The sequence below is a fragment of the Candidatus Thiodiazotropha sp. AKIB8 genome (assembly GCF_058244675.1).
On record NZ_JBSYOO010000015.1, the window covers coordinates 51168 to 75479 of the forward strand.

The 24312-nt window shown below is 49.5% G+C and carries 21 protein-coding genes and 1 riboswitch; of the genes, 8 read left to right on the forward strand and 13 right to left on the reverse strand.

All coding sequences use genetic code 11. The features are described from left to right. Positions 1-352 precede the first annotated feature (352 nt). Positions 353-931 (reverse strand): isochorismatase family protein, encoded by a 579-nt coding sequence (locus AC4IFB_RS02630; RefSeq protein WP_490779314.1) that lies wholly within the window; start codon positions 929-931, stop codon positions 353-355. 109 nt (positions 932-1040) lie between these two features. Then, positions 1041-1709, reverse strand: coding sequence for a protein-L-isoaspartate O-methyltransferase family protein (locus AC4IFB_RS02635; protein WP_490775189.1), 669 nt, complete (start codon positions 1707-1709; stop codon positions 1041-1043). A gap of 353 nt (positions 1710-2062) precedes the next feature. After that, a riboswitch (TPP riboswitch) is annotated at positions 2063-2164 on the forward strand. 35 nt (positions 2165-2199) lie between these two features. On the opposite strand from AC4IFB_RS02635, the gene thiC reads away from it, so the two are divergent. The 3 genes from thiC (at position 2200) to AC4IFB_RS02650 (ending at position 7336) form a co-directional block, all read left to right on the forward strand. Then, the gene (thiC, locus tag AC4IFB_RS02640) at positions 2200-4089 is read left to right on the forward strand and encodes a phosphomethylpyrimidine synthase ThiC (protein ID WP_490775188.1); all 1890 of its coding nucleotides are present in this window, start codon (positions 2200-2202) and stop codon (positions 4087-4089) included. Then, complete coding sequence (gene rsuA, locus AC4IFB_RS02645; protein WP_490779315.1) at positions 4086-4775, forward strand: 16S rRNA pseudouridine(516) synthase RsuA; 690 nt, start codon at positions 4086-4088, stop codon at positions 4773-4775. Before thiC ends, rsuA begins: the two co-directional genes overlap by 4 nt. Before the next feature lie 437 nt (positions 4776-5212). Further along, positions 5213-7336, forward strand: a complete 2124-nt coding sequence (locus AC4IFB_RS02650) for an EAL domain-containing protein (protein WP_490779316.1) — start codon at positions 5213-5215, stop codon at positions 7334-7336. Positions 7337-7737: 401 nt separating this feature from the next. Here the strand turns inward: AC4IFB_RS02650 and AC4IFB_RS02655 are convergent, their stop codons facing one another. The 7 genes from AC4IFB_RS02655 to hslV all read right to left on the reverse strand — a co-directional run bounded on the left by AC4IFB_RS02655 (position 7738) and on the right by hslV (position 14124). Further along, positions 7738-8256 (reverse strand): zinc ribbon-containing protein, encoded by a 519-nt coding sequence (locus AC4IFB_RS02655; protein WP_490779317.1) that lies wholly within the window; start codon positions 8254-8256, stop codon positions 7738-7740. Positions 8257-8363: 107 nt separating this feature from the next. Beyond that, positions 8364-10022, reverse strand: a complete 1659-nt coding sequence (gene ubiB / locus AC4IFB_RS02660; protein ID WP_490779318.1) for a ubiquinone biosynthesis regulatory protein kinase UbiB — start codon at positions 10020-10022, stop codon at positions 8364-8366. After that, a complete protein-coding gene (locus tag AC4IFB_RS02665; RefSeq protein ID WP_490778614.1) occupies positions 10019-10648 on the reverse strand; it encodes a ubiquinone biosynthesis accessory factor UbiJ in 630 nt (209 codons plus the stop codon). Before AC4IFB_RS02665 ends, ubiB begins: the two co-directional genes overlap by 4 nt. 40 nt (positions 10649-10688) lie before the next feature. Then, positions 10689-11438 (reverse strand): bifunctional demethylmenaquinone methyltransferase/2-methoxy-6-polyprenyl-1,4-benzoquinol methylase UbiE, encoded by a 750-nt coding sequence (gene ubiE, locus AC4IFB_RS02670; RefSeq protein ID WP_490778615.1) that lies wholly within the window; start codon positions 11436-11438, stop codon positions 10689-10691. A gap of 119 nt (positions 11439-11557) precedes the next feature. Next, positions 11558-11926: a gamma-butyrobetaine hydroxylase family protein gene (locus AC4IFB_RS02675; protein WP_490778616.1), complete on the reverse strand. Its 369-nt coding sequence runs from the start codon at positions 11924-11926 to the stop codon at positions 11558-11560. 107 nt (positions 11927-12033) lie between these two features. Beyond that, positions 12034-13371: an ATP-dependent protease ATPase subunit HslU gene (gene hslU / locus AC4IFB_RS02680; RefSeq protein WP_490779319.1), complete on the reverse strand. Its 1338-nt coding sequence runs from the start codon at positions 13369-13371 to the stop codon at positions 12034-12036. Between the two features lie 207 nt (positions 13372-13578). Then, on the reverse strand, positions 13579-14124 hold the full coding sequence (gene hslV / locus AC4IFB_RS02685; RefSeq protein WP_490778618.1) for an ATP-dependent protease subunit HslV: 546 nt from the start codon (positions 14122-14124) through the stop codon (positions 13579-13581). Between the two features lie 241 nt (positions 14125-14365). Between hslV and AC4IFB_RS02690 the strand changes: the two genes are divergently transcribed. From AC4IFB_RS02690 to AC4IFB_RS02710, 5 genes are all read left to right on the forward strand, one after another. Continuing rightward, entirely contained in the window at positions 14366-15385 is a 1020-nt protein-coding gene (locus AC4IFB_RS02690; RefSeq protein WP_490778619.1) for an outer membrane lipoprotein-sorting protein, read from the forward strand. 69 nt (positions 15386-15454) lie between these two features. Continuing rightward, on the forward strand, positions 15455-18352 hold the full coding sequence (locus AC4IFB_RS02695; RefSeq protein ID WP_490779320.1) for an efflux RND transporter permease subunit: 2898 nt from the start codon (positions 15455-15457) through the stop codon (positions 18350-18352). 634 nt (positions 18353-18986) lie between these two features. After that, positions 18987-19301, forward strand: a complete 315-nt coding sequence (locus AC4IFB_RS02700; protein WP_490778621.1) for a hypothetical protein — start codon at positions 18987-18989, stop codon at positions 19299-19301. A gap of 2 nt (positions 19302-19303) precedes the next feature. Continuing rightward, positions 19304-20104, forward strand: coding sequence for a hypothetical protein (locus AC4IFB_RS02705; protein ID WP_490778622.1), 801 nt, complete (start codon positions 19304-19306; stop codon positions 20102-20104). Positions 20105-20431: 327 nt separating this feature from the next. Next, positions 20432-21586, forward strand: coding sequence for a Fic family protein (locus AC4IFB_RS02710; protein ID WP_490778623.1), 1155 nt, complete (start codon positions 20432-20434; stop codon positions 21584-21586). Positions 21587-21663: 77 nt separating this feature from the next. Here AC4IFB_RS02710 and xerC read toward each other — a convergent pair whose 3' ends face one another. Genes xerC through lptM form a run of 4 tightly spaced genes read right to left on the reverse strand, consistent with a single transcriptional unit; the run spans position 21664 to position 24241 of the window. Then, complete coding sequence (xerC, locus tag AC4IFB_RS02715; protein WP_490778624.1) at positions 21664-22581, reverse strand: tyrosine recombinase XerC; 918 nt, start codon at positions 22579-22581, stop codon at positions 21664-21666. Between the two features lie 6 nt (positions 22582-22587). Next, complete coding sequence (locus AC4IFB_RS02720) at positions 22588-23283, reverse strand: DUF484 family protein (RefSeq protein ID WP_490779321.1); 696 nt, start codon at positions 23281-23283, stop codon at positions 22588-22590. After that, positions 23280-24110 (reverse strand): diaminopimelate epimerase, encoded by an 831-nt coding sequence (gene dapF, locus AC4IFB_RS02725; protein ID WP_490779322.1) that lies wholly within the window; start codon positions 24108-24110, stop codon positions 23280-23282. The genes AC4IFB_RS02720 and dapF overlap by 4 nt, the downstream gene beginning before the upstream one ends. Beyond that, entirely contained in the window at positions 24107-24241 is a 135-nt protein-coding gene (gene lptM / locus AC4IFB_RS02730; protein ID WP_490778627.1) for an LPS translocon maturation chaperone LptM, read from the reverse strand. Before lptM ends, dapF begins: the two co-directional genes overlap by 4 nt. Between the last annotated feature and the right edge of the window lie 71 nt (positions 24242-24312).

Consider the following 24312-nt stretch of genomic DNA (forward strand, 5'->3'; position numbering starts at 1 on the left):
GGAAAGTGCTCTCCAAATGGCTAATCGTTAGTCTTTTTCCTCAATATCCCTGAGTAGGAGAGGTTAATTCGAAGTCAGAAATCGCTGTGTATGATGAATATAGCGATGTTTAATTGGATAACTTGAGTCTCTTTTTCATAATAAATATGAATAATTGTTAACTTTAGCGGTGGTGCAGAAATGCAGAGTTGTGAGGGATAATTCAGAGTGAATTACCCTGATTTACCAAACATACTGGTTATGCATCGAGGGGTGGCTGGATTGTGGGCGTCGAAAGTTGTTAGCAGTTAACGACTGATTCAGGGATCGGTGTACACTAGCCATACCCGATCCCGAATCAATCATTTGCGCCTCATCTGATTAACTGAGAAATCTCTTTGAATTTGGGGTGGGTTGCATCGCCCATCCATTCAAATATGACAGATTCCATATTGGTGATGTTGATACCGCCGCGACGCATGCGCATGAGGGCATTTTCACGGTGGACGGCCTTACGGGATGCGATGCCATCTTCCGCGACGAAGACCTGGTATCCCCACTGTTGTAGACCGGCCGCTGTTTGTAAGATACAGATGTGGGCCTCCAGGCCCACCATCACAATCTGTTTCCGCGCACCGTTTTCAGCCAGCTCCTCTTCGAATCCGGGGGCGGTACAGCAGGAGAAGGTCAGCTTATCTTTAGCCTTGGTGTGTGGGGGAAGGTGCTCGGTGATTTCAGAAAGTGTATTTCCCAATCCCTGCCCATAGTGTTCCGAGAGGATGATGGGAATGTCCAGCATACTGGCGGCTTTGCTCAGCTGGACGATGCTGGGGATCATCAGTGCCAGATCCTGATCAGGCATCGCCTTGGTCAGTCTCTCCTGGGTGTTGACAATCAATAGTTGACTGGTTGCTGCATGTGTCAGTGGTAATGTGCTCTTATTTATGCTCATGATATCCCTCTACTCGTCATAATAATTATATTTCCCACCCTGCTGCTTGGTTCCAATCAAAGGCAGCTAGGGCCTATTTGATTAGTGTTAACAGACCCTAGAGGAGGGGTTAGAACTCAAACTCCACCGGAGCGGGAGCATTCTCTAAAGCTGCTACTTCGGTTTCAAAAATGCTCTCTTCCTGGAATATCTTCTCTTCATGTCTTGTGATTAGGATGCACTGCATCACGGGTGGGACACCGATAACAACAAACATCCGTCCCCCGATAGCCAGCTGTTGACGAAATATTTCAACCTGCTTGCTGGTAGGCAGTGAGCCGGTAACAGCTATCGCGTCAAAGGGGCCTCCCTCCACGGGCTCTGCCAGGGCGTCACCTGTCAGCAGTGTTACATTTTGCAGGCCTTGCGCTTCGAGCTTGCCTGCCGCCGCATCGGTAAACTGCTGATGGATATCTATAGAGACAACCTCTTTGGCAAGGTTTGCCAGACAGGCGGTGAGATAGCCACTACCTGTCCCTATCTCCAGCACTCTGTTGTCAGGCTGTAGATCAAGAGCCTGCATCAGTCGACCTTCGATACGTGGGAACATCATCTTCTGTCCGTGACCGATCGGAACTTCTATATCTGCATAGGCAAGATCGTTGTAGGCCTCAGGTACAAATGCCTCTCTGGGCATGGTTTCCATTAGCGACAAGACGCTTGGGTCGATAACTTCCCATGGGCGGATCTGTTGTTCCACCATGTTGAAACGGGCTTTTTCGAAGAGGTTTGCCATCATTATAAATATCCTGAAATTTCTTATGGTTTAGTCTGGCAGACGCATTAGACTACGTTTTTTGACCCTTGCGGGCAAGATTCCAGAAGGAATAGCTCTCTACCGGGATAGGTAGTGGGTTCGGATTTAAATCCTTGTTTTTTATGGGATTTAGAGTTTTAAATGGTTGATGGTTTTAGTATTTATTTCAAGCTATCCTTCTAATATTTAAGGATAATTTTAAGCTTTAACCTATATTTTACTGGCTCGCTGATAATGGCTTTTCAACCTCTATGTAATGAATAGAGGATCCCCTCTCTGGCCGCACTTTTTCAGCCACGCTATAAAAAAGCCCGATTCAGGTTATACTCTTCCCAATCAAAGGCTAGGGGTGTCCGGTGTTTATATCCTGGACTGAGAAAGACCCTTAATCACCTGATCCGGATCATACCGGCGGAGGGAAGCTGAAACCTACTGAGGTCTACGCACTCTCTGCCTTAGCGAGGTTTCCTACATGAGTGCCATTCCAGAAGATTTCATCAAAAAGACCGCCAGTCTGTCGGAGGAGGTAACTCGCCCCTTCTACAACTCACGCAAGATTTATGTTGAGGGTTCCCGACCCGATATCAGAGTGCCGATGCGTGAGATCAGCCAGGAAGAGACTTCTGCCAGTTTTGGTGCCGAGGAGAATCCGCCGATTCCGGTCTATGATACTTCAGGTCCATTTACCGACCCTGAGCAGCATATTGATCTGCTGCTTGGTATGCCGGATCTGCGCAGTGGCTGGATCGAAGAGCGCAATGACACTGAGTTGCTGAGCGGGCCAAGTTCTGAATTTGGTCAAGCTCGCCAGAACGATCCACAACTCTCCCATCTGCGATTCGAGCACATTCGAGCGCCTCGCCGTGCGAAAGCGGGCGGTAACGTAACTCAGATGCACTATGCTCGTCAGGGCGTTATCACTCCAGAGATGGAGTTCGTGGCGATACGCGAGAATTGCCGACTCCAGGAACTGCGTAATGATCCCCAATATGCAAAGCTGCTGCGACAGCACGCCGGGGAGAGTTTTGGGGCACAAATTCCAGATCAAGTGACCCCTGAGTTTGTACGTTCTGAATTGGCGGCTGGTCGAGCAATTATCCCTGCGAATATCAACCACCCTGAGCTTGAGCCGATGATCATCGGTCGTAACTTCAGGGTAAAGGTCAATACCAATATCGGTAACAGCGCCATCACCTCGTCGATTGGTGAAGAGGTAGAGAAGATGGCATGGTCGGCACGTTGGGGTGGGGACACTCTGATGGACCTCTCAACCGGTAATAACATCCATGAGACCCGTGAGTGGATACTGCGGAATGCACCAATGCCGATAGGCACTGTGCCCATCTATCAAGCCCTGGAAAAGGTTGATGGCAAGGCTGAAGAGTTAAGTTGGGAGATAATGCGCGACACCCTGATCGAGCAGGCTGAACAGGGGGTCGATTATTTCACCATCCATGCAGGGGTGCTGTTGCGATATGTACCTCTCACAGCCGAGCGGGTGACCGGTATTGTCTCCCGTGGCGGCTCGATCCTGGCCAAGTGGTGCTTGGCCCACCATCAGGAGAACTTCCTCTACACCCACTTTGTGGAGATCTGCGAGATCATGAAGGCCTATGATGTGGCGTTTTCCCTGGGTGATGGTTTACGTCCAGGTTGTCTGGCCGATGCCAATGATGCGGCGCAGTTCAGTGAGCTGGAGACACTGGGTGAGCTTACCAAAGTGGCTTGGGAACATGATGTCCAGGTCATGATCGAAGGGCCGGGCCATGTGCCGATGCAGATGATAAAGGAGAATATGGAGAAGGAGTTGCAGGACTGCTTTGAAGCGCCTTTCTATACCCTTGGTCCTCTGGTGACTGATATCTCTCCCGGCTATGACCACTTCAGTTCCGGTATCGGGGCGGCACAGATTGGCTGGTACGGTACTGCCATGCTCTGCTATGTCACACCGAAAGAGCATCTGGGTCTACCCAACAAGGAGGATGTAAGGGAGGGTATCATTACCTATAAAGTTGCTGCTCATGCTGCTGATTTGGCAAAGGGTTTTCCCGGTGCTCAGTTGCAAGATAATGCCATGTCCAAAGCCCGCTTCGAGTTTCGTTGGGAGGATCAGTTTGCTTTGAGTCTGGATCCTGAGAAGGCGATTGCTTTTCACGACGAAACCCTGCCTCATCAGGCGCATAAGGTGGCGCATTTCTGTTCCATGTGTGGACCCCACTTCTGTTCCATGAAGATTACTCAGGATGTGCGGGAGTATGCCAAGACCCTTGGTGTCACTGATGGAGAAGCACTTGAGCAAGGGATGCAGGAGAAGGCTGTCGAATTCAAAACCCAGGGAGGCAAGCTCTATAAAGAGCTATGAGGCTTGATCGATATATCAGTCAGGTCACTGAACTCAGTCGCTCCGAAGTACGTAGTGCTATCCGGGCTGGACGGGTCTCGGTCGATGGCTCAGCTATAGTACAACCTGCCCATCAGGTGGCTATAAGTGCCTCGGTATTGTTTGATGAGCAGATACTGGCTGCGCCGCTGCCTCGCTACTATATGCTGAACAAGCCGGCTGGCGTGGTGTGCGCCACCCAGGATCCCAGTCATCGTACTGTTCTTGATCTTTTGCATCAGGTCAGATCTGACAAACTGCATATCGCTGGGCGTCTTGATATCGATTCCACGGGCCTCGTTTTAATTACTGACGATGGTCAGTGGTCCCATCGTGTCACATCTCCGCTCAAGGCCTGTGGTAAAACCTACCGGGTTGAACTCAAATCTGCACTCAGCGATGCTGATGCGTTGCAGATTGAGCAGGGAGTGACCCTTCATCACGAGAAGAAGCCGACTCGTCCGGCAGTGCTACAGAAGCTGGGTGAGACTCATCTGCGCCTGACCATCACCGAGGGTAAGTACCACCAGGTTAAACGGATGTTTGCGGCAGTCGGCAACCGGGTAGTTGCCTTGCACCGGGAATCGATCGGTGCTTTGACTCTTGACGAACACCTTGATCCTGGAGCACATCGTCCACTGACCCCGGAAGAGGTTGATCTCTTTTAACCTAAAAAGATCAGTTGGGCAGCGTGATTCACCCAACAGGTGACCATGTGCATCGAAGCTATTTTCTACAAAATCAGGAACCTGCTATTAGAATGGAGCGGTCAACTGATTTTTTTAGGTTTAACCAGTCTGAAGGCAAAAAGCCTTATTTGCTTATCTGCTTAATTTCGCCTGGCAGTTAAAGTTATTCCTATGATCGGCCGACGATATTGTCGTAGTGTGCAAATAGCTAGGGCCTGTTAACACTATTCGACTCGGTTCTACTGTGACTAATTACTACATAAAACAGACCTAATGTTATCCAAGGTGGATGAATACCTGAAGCTGGTATCCTCATGGAAGAAGTGATTGGGGGGATGAGAATTAACTCATTAAATCTGGGTTTTTAACCTACTACACTTTTTCTATATCTTGGTGATTTTTTTTGGGTATCTATCGTGCGAGGTAAGGTTTCAGTAGCGACTGGTCATTGGTTGCAGCTCTCTGAAGATTCTATTTTGAATTTGCAGGAGGTAATCGATGCCTGTGATGTTGGTATCTGTTTGGTGGATGCCGGTAATCATGCTCTGATCTGGAACAACTGGTTGAACAGTCACTTTGGATTGTCTGATCGTAAAAGAGAAGCCCAGCCAATAGAAGATCTTTTTCCCTCCCTTGCCGGACCAAGATTTAATGACATGGTGAAGGCAGCAGTAGATCAATCGAAAGCGCATCAAAACAGTTCTCTCGAAAAGCAGTTTCAAACACCCCGTCATTTCTTCAAATTGGATATGACACGTTTTATCCGGGTCAGCGTTCGTCCACTGGTAATGCATCCAGGATATTGTCTGGTGCAGATCAATGAAGTGAATGCTGAGCAGAAGGAACTGGATCCACTGAATAGCAACAGACTCTCTAAATACAGTACCCGTGCCATTCTCTCCTCCGTGGAAGATGCGGTTATTTTGTTGGCTGCGAATGGCAGGGTTGAATTCGTCAATCTGGCTGCGGAGAGTATGACGGGCTTTCAAAGCAATCAGATCACAGGGCGCTCTTTGACAGATGTTTACCAGGTTTACGATGAGTCAGCTCACTCCAGCGAAATGCTTGGTCTGAAGCAGATTCTGGCCGATCAGTGCCGTCAATTGGTATTGACCCATCGTGAAGGGTTGAGTATCCCCATTCAACAGACGATTACCCGCCTGAAGGCTGATGATGGCACTCTAGATGGTATCGTTGTGGTGTTCAAGGATACCAGTCAGTCGCGGAAACTGGCGGCCCAGTTGAGCTGGCAGGCAAGTCATGATCCGGTAACCCGGCTCTATAATCGCGCCGAATTTGATCGGCGACTATCACACCTTCTTGAAGAGACTGTGTTTGATGAGGAGAGACACTGTCTGCTCTACCTGGATATTGATCGCTTTATTGTGGTTAACGACAATTGTGGCTATGCAGCTGGTGATGAGCTTCTGCGTCAACTGGCAGCACTGATAAAGCGCTCTATACGTAACAGCGATCTACTTGCCCGTTTGGGCGGAGATGAGTTTGCAATCCTGCTTAGCCAATGTACCGTTGAAGCAGCTGAAACCATTGCTGAGAAAATACGCAGGGCTGTGCATGGTTTCCGTTTCGCGTGGGCTGGCAAGACCTATGCCCAGAGCATAAGTATCGGCATGATTCCCATTGATAATCACAGTCAGAGTGTTGAACAGATACTCGGATTTGCAGATATTGCCTGTCAGACTGCGAAAGAGGAGGGGCGTAACAAAATCCATATCTATGATTCGGTGGACAGCCCTGCTGCCAAACGCCATGGCGAGGCGCAGTGGGTAACCCGCATCAGAACTGCCTTGGAGGATGACCACTTCACCCTCTATGTTCAGCCGATTTCTTCGGTTACCTCAGGCGATGAGAAACGGGAGCATGTGGAGGTACTGATCCGACTGCTGGATGAAGAGTCGGGAATAGTCCCACCTGGCGCCTTTATACCCGCTGCTGAGCGCTTTGGTTTGATGCCTGCAATAGATCGCTGGGTAATCGATCAGGTCACCCGCTTTATCATTTGCAATCGTGCAGTTTGTCTGGCATCAGGGCGACGTTTCTTCGTTAATCTCTCGGGCCTCTCTGTGTGTGATGATGAGTTTTTAAAGTGGATACTAGAGACAATACAAGAGCACGATATCCCGGCAGGCATGCTCTGCTTTGAGGTTACTGAAACTGCAGCTATCTCCAATTTGACCTCTGCCGAACATTTTATGCGGACCCTGCAGCGCTATGGTTGCGAATTTGCTCTGGATGACTTTGGCAGTGGCCTCTCATCTTTTGGTTATCTGAAACATCTGCCGGTGGAGTATCTGAAGATAGATGGCGCCTTTGTCAAAGAGATGCTCGACAATCAGATAGACGACTCCATGGTGGATGCTATTAATCGAATTGGTCATATCATGGGGCTGGAGACCATCGCAGAGTTTGTCGAGAACGCTGAAATTCATGAACGCCTCAGAGAGATTGGCGTGGATTTTGTTCAGGGTTACGGCATCTGCAGGCCCTTTCCAATAGATCAACTGCTGAGTAGCCGTTAGTTTTTTTATCGAAGAAGTTATGATGAATCGTAGGGTGCGGCCCTGCCGCACCATGTACAGCTGAAACCAAACCACCTAACGAGTCGGTGTAGCAATCCGGGAAGATTGGTGCAGTGTTCTCCCGGATTCCGTTGCACTTCATCCAGGCTACGGGCTGCTGTATTCAACGAGGAGAGTGACTCGCCGGGGGGGGCAAAACTGAATCGTGATGACTCCCGAAATAAATTCACCTGTAGGGTGCGGCCCTGCCGCACCATGTCCAACTAAAACCAAAACCACCTAAAAAGTCGGTGTAGAGACGCTGCTGGTAATGAACAAACTATCCGGGATTTTTAGTGAATTCTCACCCTGATGGTGCGGCAGGGCCGCACCCTACAACCAGTCTGCTTGACCAATCCTCGCTAGCTGGAAGAGCGTTGAAAATTAGTGCCTTTGCATCCTGAGCAGGGCGGGATGTGTCCTGTCTTCTTGAAATGCATCTCTTTACCGCATTGGCTGCAGACCAGTGTGCCAGGGCCTGTCACTTCGCCGGTATGGTAGAGGGATGCGTTGTTGGCCCGCTGTGCCAGTTTTGCCAGCTCTAACTTGGTCTGGTCGGCTACGCTGGTGAACATCTCCAGCATGCGCTCTTCCACTAGCTGGACGTCAAATCGCCACCAGGCAGAAAGTTGCTCGCCAGTTTCGAGTAGATAACTGGCAGCGTCTTTCATATCCCGCTCAACATAGGTGGAGACCTTGTCTGCCTCTTCTCTGCTCAATTCACCTAGTTCGATAAGCTTTTCCCGGGCATCCTCCAGATAGTCTTTTAAGCCGGGGAGGGCGTTTTCCCGGGCCGACTCAACTGCTTCATGAACCTCTTGCAACATCTTGTCATAGGCTTTTGCCATCCTTTTCAGAGTATCTTGGGGGGTCTCATTCATATTCGTCTCCCGTACTTCTTGGCTATATCTCTAATCATGGATCAATTTTCTTACCACGCCAAGGGAAGCAGATAACCTGATACAGGCATCATGCTACAAAATAGAGCCTATCCTGAGGCGCTGAACCAGCTTTTCAAGAGCAGTAAGCCTCCACCGGTTCCCAGTCCAATACCGAGCGCTGTGGCTACAGTGACTGGAATCAGGCCCCCACTACCGAACACCAGTAGTAGTGAGCCGCTGAGCAACATGGTGCTGCCGGATATGGTGGTGACTGTATTCAGATGGTTGCGCTGCATCTGCTTTTGCAGCTTTTTCAGATCGTCCGATTGCCACTGTAGTGTCAGTTGGCCCGCTGCAGCATCATCGATGATCTTATTAATTTTATTCGGCAGGTCTGGGAGATTCTCAGCGAATAGCGGCAGGTTCTTTTTGAGCTTGCTGACGAAGGCCCGGCGGCCTATCTGTTCGCTCATCCAGCGCTCAAGGAAGGGCTTGGCAGTGGTCCATAGATCGAGTTCCGGGTAGAGCTGTCTGCCCAGACCTTCGATATTCAACAAGGTTTTCTGCAACAGCACCAGCTGGGGCTGGACCTCCATATCGAATCTTCGCGCTGTCTGAAACAGGCGTAGCAGGAAATGGCCGAAGGAGATCTCACTCAAGGGCTTTTCAAAGATCGGTTCACTGACTGTTCGGATGGCAGACTCGAACTCTTCCACACGCGTATCTTTAGGTACCCAGCCGGAGGCTACATGAAGCTGGGCGACCCGCTTGTAGTCACGGTTGAAAAAGGCGAGCAGATTCTCTGCCAGGTAGCGTTTGTCCTCTTCTGTGAGGGTGCCCATGATGCCGAAATCAACGGCAACGTAGCGTCCATCGGGCTCTACAAAAATATTGCCGGGGTGCATATCGGCATGGAAGAAGTTGTATTCGAAAACCTGCGTGAAGAATATCTCCACGCCTCGCTCCCCAAGCAGTTTCATGCTGATACCCTGGGACTTCAGCGCCTTGATATCTCCCACGGGTGTGCCACTGATACGCTCCATGACGAAGACGTTTTTCCGGGTCAGATCCCAGTAGACTTCCGGCACGTAGAGGGCATAGCTATCAAGAAAGTTACGTCGTAGCTGGGAGGCATTTGCCGCTTCACGCATCAGATCCAATTCATCGAAAATAGTCTTCTCATACTCCTGAACGACCTCAACAGGCCTCAGTCGGCGACCCTCTTTCCAATATTTCTCAGCGAGATGGGCAATTGTAAATAGCAGATCTACATCACGGCGTATGGTCTTTTCGATATTTGGGCGAAGTACCTTGACTACGACTTTGCGCCCATCCTTGAGTTGTGCAGTATGTACCTGGGCAATGGATGCTGAAGCGAGGGGTGACTCGTCAAAGGCTTCAAGCAGTTCATCGATGGATTGTCCGAACGCCTTATCAATTATTTTTCTGGCCTGGGAGCCGGGGAAGGGGGGTACCCGATCCTGCAGTTTTGTGAGTTCATTCGCCAGGTCATCAGGAAGCAGGTCGCGCCGGGTGGAGAGGATCTGTCCAAATTTTACAAAGATGGGGCCAAGATCTTCTAGCGCGCGACGAATTCGAACAGGGTAACTTCCCCTGTCTTTACGAAACCAATACCAGGGGGAGAGGTAGATCAGAAAACGAATCGGCCGGAAAAGATGGGTGGCGAGAATTACCTCATCCAGACCATGTCTCAGTAGTACTAGATTAATGTGTATCAGCCGAATGGCTTGAGAAGGGCGAATCACGAACGCTTATCCTCGTTGTCATCAGATTGGCGCAGCCTTTTAATTCGAGCTTCAAGCCGTTCCACATCATCCCGCAGCCGATCCACTTCATTGAGAAAGGGTTCGATCTCATATTGCCCAGGTAACAGTCGCAGCTCCTCTTCCAGATACTCTTTAAGATTGAGTGAGGCTGTCTGCTTGACCTGTTTTCCCCAGTCTACCGCGCCACGCACCATATTGCCGATCTCATGAGCGGCTATATCACCGGTGAGACGAGAGAGTTGCTCCTCCCAGTCGATATCGAGCGCACTGAAGAATTCACCGAAACGCTGTGCCAGGGCGGTATCACCTTCAATGGTGACTGATCCGTTAAACAGCTGCTCTGTACTGCTACGATCATGGCGCATGGAGGCAAGATCCAGCAGCGTGCCTCGCAGCAGGCAATCGGGTTCACCTTCGTAGTAACTCAAGAGCTGAAAACCCTGTGGCTCAGGTATCAGGTAGATTGATATACCCAGTCCGACAATATCCAGCTGTATGACGCTACCCTGGATTGGCGCCAGTCGGGTTGGGCTCTCAGGATCAAGCTTAATGGCCTGGTTGAGTAGTTGCTCCAGGCTGGTGATGATGGCAGCACTGATGGTCATGGCGATTCTTCCGTAAATAGAAGGCGTATGCTCAACTCTGTCAAATTTTGTATCCACGATGTATGGCAACTACGCCACCAGTCAGATTGAAGTAGTCGCAGCGATCAAAACCGGCGTGTTCCAGCATCCCTTTGAGGGTCTCCTGGTCGGGGTGCATACGAATAGATTCCGCCAGGTAGCGGTAGCTCTCTTCATCCTGAGTGACCAGTTTTCCGATTTTCGGTAGTAGGCTGAATGAGTATAGATCGTAGATTTTCTGCAGTGGCTTATGCACCGGTTTGGAGAATTCCAACACCAGCAGACGCCCGCCAGGCTTTAGTACTCTGAAGATATCGTTTAGGGCCAACTGCTTGTCGGTGACATTGCGTAGTCCAAAGCCGATGGTGACACAATCAAAATGGTCGTCTGGAAAGGGCAGATGTTGGGCATCCGCCTGAACATAGCGGACATTGGCAACCCGTCCTTCATCGATCATTCGATCTCTGCCCTGGCCCAACATGGCGGCATTGATATCTGAGAAGACTACCTCCCCATCACTCCCTACCAGGCCACTGAAGCGGGCAGAGAGGTCTCCAGTACCTGCAGCCAGATCGAGAACCCGCTGACCTTTGCGTACTCCGGAGAGTTCGATAGTGTGGCGCTTCCAGATTCGGTGTACACCGAACGACATCAAGTCGTTCATCAAATCATACTTGTTGGCAACCGAATCAAAGACCTCACGAACCCGGCCGGCCTTTTCGCCGACAGGGACATCCTGATATCCGAAATGTGTTGTCTTTTCATCCTTCATGGCATCACCTGTTGTTTCGATCCAAGGGCGCTGCAACTTGCCCCTAATTCACGGTATTTACCATGAATGGCTTAACCCAGTCTGACTCTGAGTGTTAGCGAAATTTACCACCTGGCCCGCTAGGCCGATGGTTCCTTTCTCTCATAACCTGCGCTACTCAGACGCTGCAGGTACTCCTGCCAATTCTGCTCAAAATGAGCGCCCAGCTGATACAAGGTATCCCAGGAGTAGATGCCGGTATTATGCTCATCATCAAAGTGCAGGCAGATGGCGTAATTTCCCACAGGTTCAATATGGGCAATATTCACCTCTTCCTTGCCAACCTGCAACACTTCTTGACCTGGACCATGGCCCTGAACCTCTGCGGAGGGCGAGAATACGCGCAGATACTCAGCGGGATAGCTGTATTTACTCCCGTCATCGAAGCTGATTTCCAGTACACGGGACTGCTTATGCAGGTGGATCTCTGTCGGATTGGGGTGTGACATGATTTTCTCTCGTTAGTCGATGGTTGATACTTGGGTAAAACCCACGGCAGCAACTTTATATCGGTTATCACAAACCATTTGCAGGCTGTTAACAGGGTTTGTTGTAGTTAGAGAATATATTGACTCAGGTCTTCGTCTGCTGCCAGTTGAGATAACTGGCTGTCGACATAGGCTGCGTCGATGGAGATGGCAGTGCCACTCTGTTCAGAGGCCTCAAAAGAGATGCTCTCCAGTAGCCGTTCCATCACCGTATGCAGGCGGCGTGCACCAATATTCTCTGTTCTCTCATTTACCATCCAGGCCGTTTCAGCTATACGCTTGATACCATCATCGGTAAACGCCAGGTCTACATTTTCTGTGCCCAGCAGGGCCTGGTACTGCTCGGTCAATGAGGCGTCGGGTTCGGTCAGGATGCGGGTGAAGTCCTCAGTACTCAATGCAGAGAGTTCTACCCGGATCGGCAAGCGCCCCTGCAGTTCTGGTATCAGGTCAGAAGGCTTGGTGAGATGAAAAGCCCCGGAAGCGATAAAGAGGATATGGTCGGTTTTAACCATGCCGTGTTTGGTGGAGACGGTACACCCCTCAACAAGGGGCAGCAGATCACGTTGAACCCCTTCCCGGGATACGTCTGCTCCGCTGGTCTCGGCGCGGCTGGTAACTTTGTCCAGTTCATCGATAAAGACGATGCCATGCTGCTCCACGGTTTCCAGGGCGCGCAGCTTGAGATCCTCTTCGTTGATGCGCTTCGATGCCTCTTCGTCATTGAGCACCTTATAGGCATCTTTGATACGCAGTTTACGACGCCTGGTGCGTCCTGTGCCGAGGTTCTGAAACATCCCCTGCAACTGACTGGTCATCTCTTCCATGCCGGGAGGCGCCATGATTTCAACACCTACAGGTGTGGTATTGACCTCGATTTCGATCTCTTTGTCGTCCATTAAGCCGGCACGCAGCTTCTCTCTGAACTTCTCCCGGGTGGAGCTGGAGACCGTGCTGCTGGTTTCAGTCTCATCCCATCCGCTCGCTTTTGGGGCCGGCAGAAGCGCATCGAGAATTCGCTCCTCTGTTGCCAGGCTCGCCTCTTCTGAGACTTTGGCCATCTCACCTTCGCGAACCATTTTGACTGCAGAATCAGCAAGATCCCGGATGATCGAATCCACTTCCCGGCCTACATAGCCCACTTCGGTGAACTTAGTCGCTTCAACCTTTATGAATGGAGCGTTCGCCAGTTTTGCCAGACGACGGGCAATTTCGGTCTTACCGACACCGGTCGGTCCAATCATCAGAATATTTTTTGGTGTTATCTCATTGCGTAGAGATTCATCGACCTGTGCCCGACGCCAGCGATTGCGTAATGCAATGGCGACAGCTCTTTTGGCATCTTTCTGACCGATGATATGTTTGTTCAGCTCGGCAACAATCTGTTGGGGTGTGATTTGCGACATGAATTATGGCCTGTTTACTCTATGTCTGGCTCGCGTCTGATGTTTTTAAACATCTTCGACCCAGCCATTACACGTTGGAATCTAAAACTGTCTGGTGCAGCTTCAACTCACTATCCCTGACGCGCTTTCTCTGCTTACTGAGAGGGCGATTTCAGGGCATGGTGCTGTTCTGCACAGCAGACTGTTCTTTGCATAGGGTTAATTGGTTCAGGTTTCGCTGTCCAGCTCTTCCAGTACCCGGTTGTGATTGGTATAGATGCAGATGTCGGCAGCGATACCAAGCCCCTTTTCGACGATTTCGCGGGCGCTGAGTTCCGTATTATCCAGTAACGCACGGGCTGCTGCCTGGGCAAAACTGCCACCAGAGCCAATCGCCATCAGATTATGCTCAGGCTCTATCACATCTCCGGTACCGGAGATGATCAAAGAGGCTTTGGCATCTGCTACACAAAGCAGTGCTTCCAGCCGGCGCAGCGCCCGATCGGTTCTCCAGTCTTTGGCCATCTCAACAGCGGCTCGGGTCAGGTGTCCCTGATGCTTTTCAAGTTTACCTTCAAAGCGCTCAAACAGCGTAAAGGCGTCTGCTGTGGCTCCGGCGAAACCGGCGATCACATTGCCTTTGTGCAGCTGGCGTACTTTTCGGGCATTACCCTTCATCACGGTATTGCCCAGGGAGACCTGGCCATCGCCGCCAATGACGACTTTGCCGTTGCGCCGCACAGAAAGAATTGTTGTGCCTCTAAAATTTTCCACTTCAATCCTGAAAGATTCAATAATAAGGCGGCGATTGTACCTGAGGGCGGGGCTGGTGAAAAATCGGCTGTGTTAAAAACTTGATGTGGATTGTCATTGCTCATTGTGTCACCTGCTGCAATTGATGATATTTGCCCCTGTCAGTGAAGAGGAAGGATTACAGGGAAGAGTGTTGGAGCTGATGGTCCAGTAATTCTCAATAGCGGATGCGTATAGGATTGTGTTGGTTGGAGAACAGGGAATGTTTATTAGGGATATCACTCGCTTGTGTGCCTCTGTCATCCGTGGCAGAGTCATTGGTATGTTTCGAAAGCCCCCATATTTCTTACTGACAGGCCTGCTCTGGCTGATCTCTTATGGTTTGATGGCCGCGGCTATGCCCGGTGATCCCCAGAATCTGCCTGATGCCTATGAAATCGCACAACAGGTCTATACATCGGCACATGGCGGTTTGCTGGACAATGCCATCAGTCGTCGCAAGGGGCGTGATGTGGCCGTAGTGGTCAACAGGGCGCCCCTGGAGATGCGCACCCAAGGTCGAAAACCTGGGGTTCAGACCTTTGAAACCTATCTCAACAACAGCCCCGATGATGCTGCGATAAAATCTCAACAGATGGCAATTCTGACTTCAGGTAAAACCAAGGGTACCGGGGTGTTGTTAACCCGTTACTCCGACCCTGAACGGGGTTCGACCATTTCTATGTGGCTTCCTGCATTGAGAAAAATCAGGCGCATCAATGAGCCATCACATGAAGATGTCTGGTTCGGAACCAATCTCACCTATGGCGAACTGGTGCTGCGCACCCCTGATGATGAAGTGCATGAGCTGCTTGGTGTGGGCAAGATCGAGGCGTGCCTTGAAGCGATGAGGCTGGAAAGGTCGGAGAAGAGCCGCCATACACTCACTCTACCAGGGCCCCAGTGTGCCCATATCGGTAAAGCGGTCTATCTGCTGAAGAGTACCACCAAGTTTAAAAACTGGTGGTACGACTACCATCTCACTGAGATCGACCAGCGCACTTACGCCCCCTATCGTACGGTCTATTATAAGGATGGTGAGAAGATCAAAACGGTTTCAGTCGACTGGCAATCCCTTGATCAATCAGATCCACGCATCACCTATCCCCGTTACATCTATGCCATCAGTCATGGAGATGGTAAAGACAGCATGGTCTTTGTACCTCGCAGTACCATATCCCTGAATGTTGAACTTGACGACAGTTATTGGTCGGAAGAGACGCTAAGAAATTATGGCAAGTAAAAGGCGACTCATCGCTAAAGGGTTGCTCTCTGACTCATGGTCCGATGGCAGTATCAGGAAAGATACTCAATGAAGGGTGAGAAGCGGGATTACGCTGCGGACTACGCGAGATTCGTACTCAGACATCGCCGTTTGACGATTCTGCTACTGTTTGCAGCCACGCTGGTTGCGCTGTTCTATGTCAATCAGGTCAATCTGCGCAATGATCCTGACTCTCTGTTACCACTCAGTAACCGCTATATCGCCACCAATCTCTACAGTGATCACGCCTACGGCATGGGTAACCTGATGGTCTGGGGCTTGAAATTGAAGCAGGGGGATATCTATCAGCCCTGGTTTATCCGTATGGTTGAGGCGTTCTATCGTGATGTCAGCGCCTTGCCCTACGCAAATGTGGCCAATTTTGTCGGTCTGCCATCACCCAAGCTGCGCAACCTGGGCATCACAGAAAATGGCAGTCTCGATTTTAGCCGCCTGCTACCCGCCAATGGTATTTCAGATGATCCGCTGCAACAGCATTTACAGCTTCAGTATCTCCGTATCGGCCTGGAGAAACATATCGTCCTGGAGCCACTGCTGGTCTATTACCAGGACAGTGCTGGAGAAAAGTGTGAGATTACCGGTTCCGATGGATTGATCACCAATGCCTCTATCCACAAGGTACACCGACGATGTATTGCCACAGGCACTTTTATCATCGGTGATTTCAGTAATCAGCTGAAAGATCACCATCTGCAGTGGATTGGGCAAGTCAGGGAGTTGATGGCGGATTATCGGGCCAGGTATGGGGATAGGGTCGAGTTTTTTATCTCAGGAGAGCCCTATTTTCTCGCATCGATGGTGGAGGAGTTGTGGGACAAAGCCTGGCTTTTCGGCATCTCGATTCTGATCATACTGCTGGTGCTCTGGTATGAGTTTCGTCATTGGAGCTGTGCTCTCCTGCCGCTGATTGGGGTCGGCATGACCATTATTCTGACTCTGGGTCTGATGGGATTTACCCAGTTCAAGCTGACTACAATGATGGCGTTGACGCCGATGTTATTGCTGGCGATCGGTATCGGTCATTCGATACAGATTACCCGTCGTTTCATGCAGGAGCTTCAGGTCACCCAGGATCCGGAGCAGGCGGCGTTTACAGCAATCAGGCATACCGTGGTGCCTGCTGCACTCTCGATTGGAACGGATCTTCACGGTTTTTTTGCTATCTCATTTATCGATATCTCATTCTATAAGGCATACGCCTATTTCGGTATTTTCGGCATGTCCACGCTGATTTTGACCACCACCACTTTAATCCCGTTGTTGATGGTCAGTTTTCCGCCAAAACTGCATGACCGCAAGCACGAAAGAGGATGGGAGCGTCGATTGGCACGTGGACTGAGTGGCATCCTCACAGGCCCATCAAAGTGGATTCCCGTTGCTGCAGTTATCGTCATTTGGCTGGGTTCAGCTTGGATGACTGGATTGGCTGAGGGTTTCAGTGCCTTAATGGCGGGCGAGGCGGGACGGGATGATCCTGAAGTAGCCCGTATTCAGGATGAGTTTGACATCATGCCCGGTGTTGAAAAAGGGATTCACTATCCCAGAGCCGCCTACAAAGATTACTATCTGCTGGGCGAGCTGCTGGGTGAGGGTGGCGAAGTCGAGGCGATCTCCGATCTGCAAGCCCTATCGAAGATGATGCCTGGGGTGATCACCGCCAATATGGTGATCCGTTCCAAGGCCGGCGCCCTGCCACCTTGCGGTCTGGAAGCCTGGAATGAATTCGGTGTGCGGGTGATCGGGCCTGAGCAGTGCTACGATGAGATGCTCGACCCACCCCAGGGCATATTCAACAATGTTGAGGTCGTGCAGGCCCTCTCAGCATTTGAAGATTGGTTACGTGCCCATCCCCACATCGGCTATACCACCTCCTATGTGCAGTTTGTGAAAACCCTGAACATGATGCTGAATGCCCCTGTAGGGACTCTGCCTATGGCACATATGAATCTCTATGCCATACCCGGATTGGCCCATATGCAGCAAAACCGCTATGCCTATAGTCTTGGCCCGGATGGGAGTCTGCCAGACCCAAAAGCGATCCTGCCGCTCTACAATGGCATGCTTCAGGTTAGTGCCGCCGCAGGAGAACTCGACTCTTTCGTGAATACCCGCAACTGGGATGAGGGGATCATTGTTGGCTTTGTAAACACTATGGATCCAAAGCTGACTCACAAGACCATTCGCGACATCCAGAACTACCTGCATGAACACAAGGATGATCCGGGCATGGCACTGTTGACTGTGGGTATAGGCCCGGCAGAGCGGGTGACGATTCCGGCAAATGGAGAGCAGCCTGAACAGCTGGTGACCACCGAGGATTCGATGCCTGATAAAGCCGCTATCGGTGGCTTTTTAGGGGTTACCGAAGCGACCCGTGATGTGGCTTTCAAGGAGTGGCTGAATGCACCGGTCGCCACCTCCCTGACGGTATTCATCATGACCCTGATAATGTTCCGCTCCTGGATCATAGCCTCTCTGCTGATCAGTCTCTGTTTTATTACCCTGATGACCCAATATGGACTTGGTGCCTATATGACCTCGATCAGTGAGTGGTCGGCCAACCTGGCCTTCCACGTACAGGTCGCCCTGAGTATCGCGATGGGTTTGGGGGTGGATTATGGGGTCTATATGGTATCCCGACTGCGCGAGGAGATGCTCGCCTCGGGCAAAGATTGGAAACAGGCACTGGAGACGACCCTGGAGACGACCGGGTCAGCGATCATCATCTCCATGGTGGTACTGCTGGGCAGTTTCATTCCGCTGATGAATACCGAGCTTGCCAATCTATGGTCGGTCAGTCTCTACATCTCCGAGGCGCTGATTATGGATGTGATCATTGCTTTGACTGTGTTGCCGCTGGTGGTCTATTGGCTAAGGCCTAATTTTGTATTTGGGACGGAGGTGAAAAGTGGGGAGGGGGAATGACTATATCATTACACAGAGTTCAGGCATCCATTCAAATCATGAAATATTGCTTTAAAGGGTAGCTTTTGAAGCTGTTAGAGTTACCTCAATCATCGTATATCGCTTCTGCATGGCTTGATCTCAAATCGCCCCTCTCATTGGTTAGTCTCAATTGAGACAGCAACGATCCTGGCATATATGGGAATTGTGTTATGTGCCAGATCATTCCTGGTTATAAAAAAACATAAATACCCTAAAGCTATTATTAATTGTGACGATACAACTTGGTGACTATGTCTAGGCGATAGCCACGAATTGTGTAGTCGATCCATCAGGAGGTAGAAACTACATAGAGCAGTTCGCTGTTTCCTGGTATGGAAAAAATATGGAGTTGAAACAGGATTCAGGCTAAGGGATTGTTAAATTTTACATGTTGTTTTCTATGGCAGTAAAAACTCAATGTTCTGCTTAGGCCATATAATCCGTGAACATCCAATGTGGGTGCTTATTTAAGGAATTAGTTCTTAGTATCTGATCAGATATTCGATTGCGTTAATTTTTTGTTAAAATTGGAGTTTTACTAGTGAAGGCAGGAATTATATTAATACTAATTTTTATGCTATCAGCATGTTCGTCGATTCAAAGATCCTCGCAGTTGGAAGATGCAAATCTGGCGATTGGTATAGATAGTAAGAGCAGTGTCGTAGAAAAAATAGGACTTCCGAATAAAATTAAGAAATCCGGTGCTAAAGAGTACTGGTTGTACTCCGGGAATGGGACTAATCATAGTGTAGTCATAGTCACTCCTCTTGGAGCAAGTATGGTTGCAAACGGCCAGGCGAATGCTTCTGATGTGGCTCAAGAGATAACATCAAGTCATGACATTGATAGTCATATTGACTTAGTTTGTGTGTTTAATCAAAAGAAGCTGCTGGTGCATGCTTACAAACCAGGTAATAAAAGGAATTAAAGATGAAAATAAAAATAATTGCATTTTCAATTCTTCTTATAACCCTGATGTCGGGATGTGTAACAAATGAAATAAAAATGGAAGAGTCAGAATTGTCTGACTTTAAGTCATCAAAGGTAGCAACCAGTTTTTTTATGGTTAATAAGAAGGTTAACTATTTTGAGCTGCTATATAGAGTGTTATGGGTTGAAACCAATTCTACAACGCTAGATATAAGTGGGTTATGGAACCCAGATAAAGAACTAACTGTTACCGTAAATGATGTTTTACTAAATACAGGGCTTGATGCTTATGAGTTATTCAGCATAGTCAAAGACAATAGAATACTGGATGCCTACATGGATGGTTTAGTAGAGGATTATACGCAGCACTACTCAGGTAACCATAAAAATATGCCGGCGGTTAAACTGCCTCCAAATGCTGAATATCTATCAAAATATCCAGATTATGAGGGATTCGAAGGGTTAAGAGATGAACTTGTTGATAAAGGTTATAATTATCTTTTCGAATATCTTTCTCCTGATATTTATGGCTCGTCTGGCGCTTTAGGATTGGTTGTGGTGAAAATGCCATCACAGTTAAGGGTGGTTGACCTGATCAATAAAAAGGTTATTTGGCTTGTTCCTGATAAATATGCTGTTGATGGCCGTCAATTGGGAGGAGATTTGCATGGCCTTGAAAAAGATAATTTATCTTTACTGAAAGAAAGTGTAAAAAACGGAATGTTGAAGTTGATTACTCCACAATACTTGGCTGATGAGTTTGAAATGGAAATCAGTAATCTAGCTACTGCAGCACAATAGAGTATTAAGGGCACCTCTACGAACTGCTTATACCCTCTGCGTGAGCCGAATTAGAATGGTTGTTCTATTCTCAAGGATCACAACGCAGCAACTCGTAACGTGCGAAAAAGCATATTACGTAGATGTGGTGAGGTACGAACCGCATCATTGATGTACGTGAACCATCCATTCGTTATTGATGCGGTTCGCACTCAGTAGATGTGCTGTCCACTCAGTATGCTGACTGGACATAAAATGCGACACTATCTTGTGCTATAATTCTGTAACTATCAGATATTTAGAGTAAATATCATTTATTTGTAACGGACATTTTTTGGGACTTTATTCGTGACAGAGGGCAACGATCCCCACGTCAGGGTGGAAACCGACCGTTTCGGCCCATTTACATTCCAGCTTGGTGTCGATATGGCTGCTCTGGAAAGTCTACTGCTGCGCGTGGATGATGCCCACAAGCGTTTCAAAAGTTCACCCTTGTCCCAGGTTGCGAGCAGGTTGGATAGGGAGGTTGTTGTAAGCAGTATCTTCGGCACCAACTCTATTGAGGGTGGCACTCTCACTGTCGAGGAGACCGATGAGGCGCTGGATCTCACGCCTGCCCAGGTACAGGACATCGAGCAGCGCCGAGCTGTCAATCTCAAAAATGCCTATGGCTTGGCTCTGCAGGTCGCCGTGAAGCCTGGTTGGAAGCTGAACGTGGAATTTATCAGACAGATCCACTCAGCTGTTACCGACCAGCTTCCACACGAATACAACCGGCCGGGGTTGCTTAGAGATAATCCCAAGGGTGTGGTGACCCGGGTAGGGAATCAGGAGCATGGAGGCATTTACAAGCCTCCGCAGTACGGAAAAGATGTAGAGCGGTTGCTTGCGGCCCTTATTCAATGGCACCAACAACTGGTAGAGCGAAAGGTGCCGGTATTGATTCGTGCTCCGCTGGTACATCTCTATTATGAACTGATCCACCCCTTCTGGGATGGCAATGGCCGCGTAGGTCGAGTATTAGAGGCAGTTCTTCTTCATGCCGAGGACTATAAATACGCGCCCTTTGCCCTGGCTCGTTACTACCTGGAGCATATCCACACCTACTTTTCTTTGTTCAATACCACCCGAAAGGAGGTAGAGAAAAAGGCGGAGGCCCCTAACACAGACTTTGTTGCCTTTTTCATGCAGGGCATGCTGGCAAGCATCAATGACCTGCATGACCGTGTAAATGAGTTGATTGCTCAAATTCTGTTTGAGAGTGAAGCTAAACGCCTTCATGATGAGAAAGCGATCAATGCTAGACAGTATGCTATCGTCAGTCAGATCATGTCAGCTGGTAAGCCCGTATTGCTTACCGATCTAAGAAAGGCACCCTGGTACCAGGCACTTTATGTGAAGCTAACAGATAAAACCAAGCAACGTGATTTAAAAGGATTGAGTAAGTTAGGTATTGTGATACAGGACGGTAAAATCAGTTATGGCCAGGTTGTGCCGAAGTAGATAATTTAACCAGAAATGGTTCAAACTATCTCAAAAGGGATAGGCTCTCTAAATTTAATATATTGCTGCCTTATAGATCACTCAGGCTTTTTTTTCGCTCTGGGATGAGCCTTGTCATAGACCTCAGCAAGGTGTTGAAAGTCGAGATGGGTGTAGATCTGGGTGGTGCTGATATTGGCGTGACCCAGGAGCTCCTGAACGGCTCGCAGATCTCCTGAGGATTCCAGCAGGTGGCTGGCGAATGAGTGACGCAGCAGATGGGGATGGACATTGCGGGGTGCGCCCTGGTCTATCGACCACTGATGCAGCTGCTTCTGGATGGTGCTGCGACTGATACGCTTCCCCCGTACACCGACAAACAGTGCGGTTTCATCCTGCTCCGCCAATTGTCCACGTACCTTGAGCCAGGCGGTGATCGCTTGTTTGGCCTGCTTGCCCACTGGAAGCAGACGGGTTTTATTCCCTTTGCCGGTGACCTCCACGATCTGTTCAGACAGATCGATATGGGCAATATCCAGAGCAATCAATTCGGCAAGGCGCAATCCGGATGAGTAGAATAGCTCCATGATTGCTCGATCTCTCAGTCCTGTGGGGGAATCGTCGTCGATGTCGAGTAGCTGGTTGAGCTGATCCACATCCATGGTTACCGGTAGTTTCCGGCGTACCTTTGGCGCCCGGACGCCAAGCGCCGGATTGGACTGAGCAAGATTTTCACGGATCAGATAGTTAAAAAGTGAGCGGAGAGTGGAGAGCTCCCGATGCAGACTCTTCGGCGAAAAACCCTGGCGATGTCGGCCGGCTATATAGTGTCTTAGCTGCTGCTGGCTGAGTTTGTTCCAGCCAGGGATCTGCTGCTGCTCCAGCCAAGCTGTCGCTGCTTTCAGATCACGGGCATAACTTTCATGGGTCCGGGGTGAGAGGCGGCGTTCGTGGACTAGATAGTCGAGGAACCGGTCAACCCAGAGCTGAATAGGGTGGGCTGCCGATTTTGACATGACGACCTATATTCCGGGGAGAGAGACGGCCTGCAGCGTTCTGCTGATGATCTCACCAAGCCGGGTAAGGAACTCTGTGCCATGGTCGGGAGCGAAACGATTCGGGTCACAGCTGCCTATGGCCAGGAGCCCGAGTACACCGTCACTTTTTAAGGGTATCAGGGCGGTTGACGCAATACGATCACCCTCTGTGCCAAAGATATAGTCCAGCTGTTGCTGATCCATCTTCCCGCAAATAGGTTGGTTCTGAGTGAAAAACTGTTCAAATGTGGCGATCTGAGTTTCAAGTGAATCTTCAAGGTGATCATCGATATGGCTTGAAGAGAAGAGTCGTAGCTCTACGGCATCAGCCTTGAAGTCGTCATGCAGTTCATCCTCCAGCGCATTCAAAACTTCATCAAATGTTGCAGCATCGATCAGCTCCAGTGTCAGGCGGTGCATACGCGCCTGCAGCTGATCATTGGATCTTGCAACTTCGACAAGCTCAGATAACTGTTGTTGGGTCTCCTTTAACTGTTTTCTGAGGGCATCAACCTGACGCTCAATCAGGGAGACAGCTGCACCGCTCTCATGGGGTATAACCATTTGTCCGAGAATTTCGGGATAACGCGAAAAAAAACCAGGGTTTTCGCCTAAATAGTCTGCGATTTGCTGATCAGTGCCATCATCCTTGATGTTGTCGTTTGGGGCTTTATGGTTCATAGCTCAATGGCTCCTTCATACACAGTCTCTGCGGGACCTCTCATGAGTACGGTTTGGCCTTCCGCAGCCCACTCTATCACAAGATCGCCACCAGGTAGGTGTACAACGACCTGTTCTTCAAGTAGTCCAAGTTGACGTCCCACTGCGACAGCTGCACAGGCACCGCTACCACAGGCCAGTGTTTCACCGGCACCACGCTCGAAAACCCGTAGTCTGACCTCTCCTGGGTTGACTACCTGAAGAAAGCCGACATTTGTGCGCTCGGGAAAGCGCTCATGCCGTTCAATCAATGGGCCAAGTGATTCAACAGGGGCAAAATCACAATCAGCGACAAGTAACACAGCATGGGGGTTGCCCATGGAAACAGCGCTGATTGTATGCTCTTCACCAGCAACATCCAGACTGTATTGATCAGTTCGTTTATCAGATATGAAAGGTATTGCTTGCGGCTCGAATTGGGGTTCTCCCATATCGACCTCAACCATACCGTTATCCAGATGATGTAATACGATTATTCCACTGGAAGTGCTAACCCTTAAGGTCTGTTGGTCACTCAACTTGTGTCTTCTTACAAATTTAGCAAAACAGCGAGCGCCATTTCCACAGGCACCGGCTTCGCTGCCATCTGCATTGAAGATTCGGTAGTGAAAGTCGGTGTTGGGTAGTTTAGCCGGCTCTACCAATAAAATCTGGTCACAGCCAATACCAAAGCGTCTGTCGGCGATGAGACGACAAGAGGATTCAGAGAGGGATGCCTGTTGGTTGACTGCATCGATTATGACGAAGTCATTTCCCAATCCATGCATTTTAGTAAATTGGAGAATCATGAATCTTCCTGTTGTGATTGATCCATGGAATTTTCAGGTGGATGTTGTAGAGGGCCTTTTTGTCCACAGCTGGCAAGCGCAATCATCATTATAATAACGGTGGTGATCAACAATTGGTGGTTAGATATCATATTCTTGAGTTGTAATTTGATCGTTATTAAAAATTATAAATCTAAGGCATGACTCAGTTGTATGGTGAGCG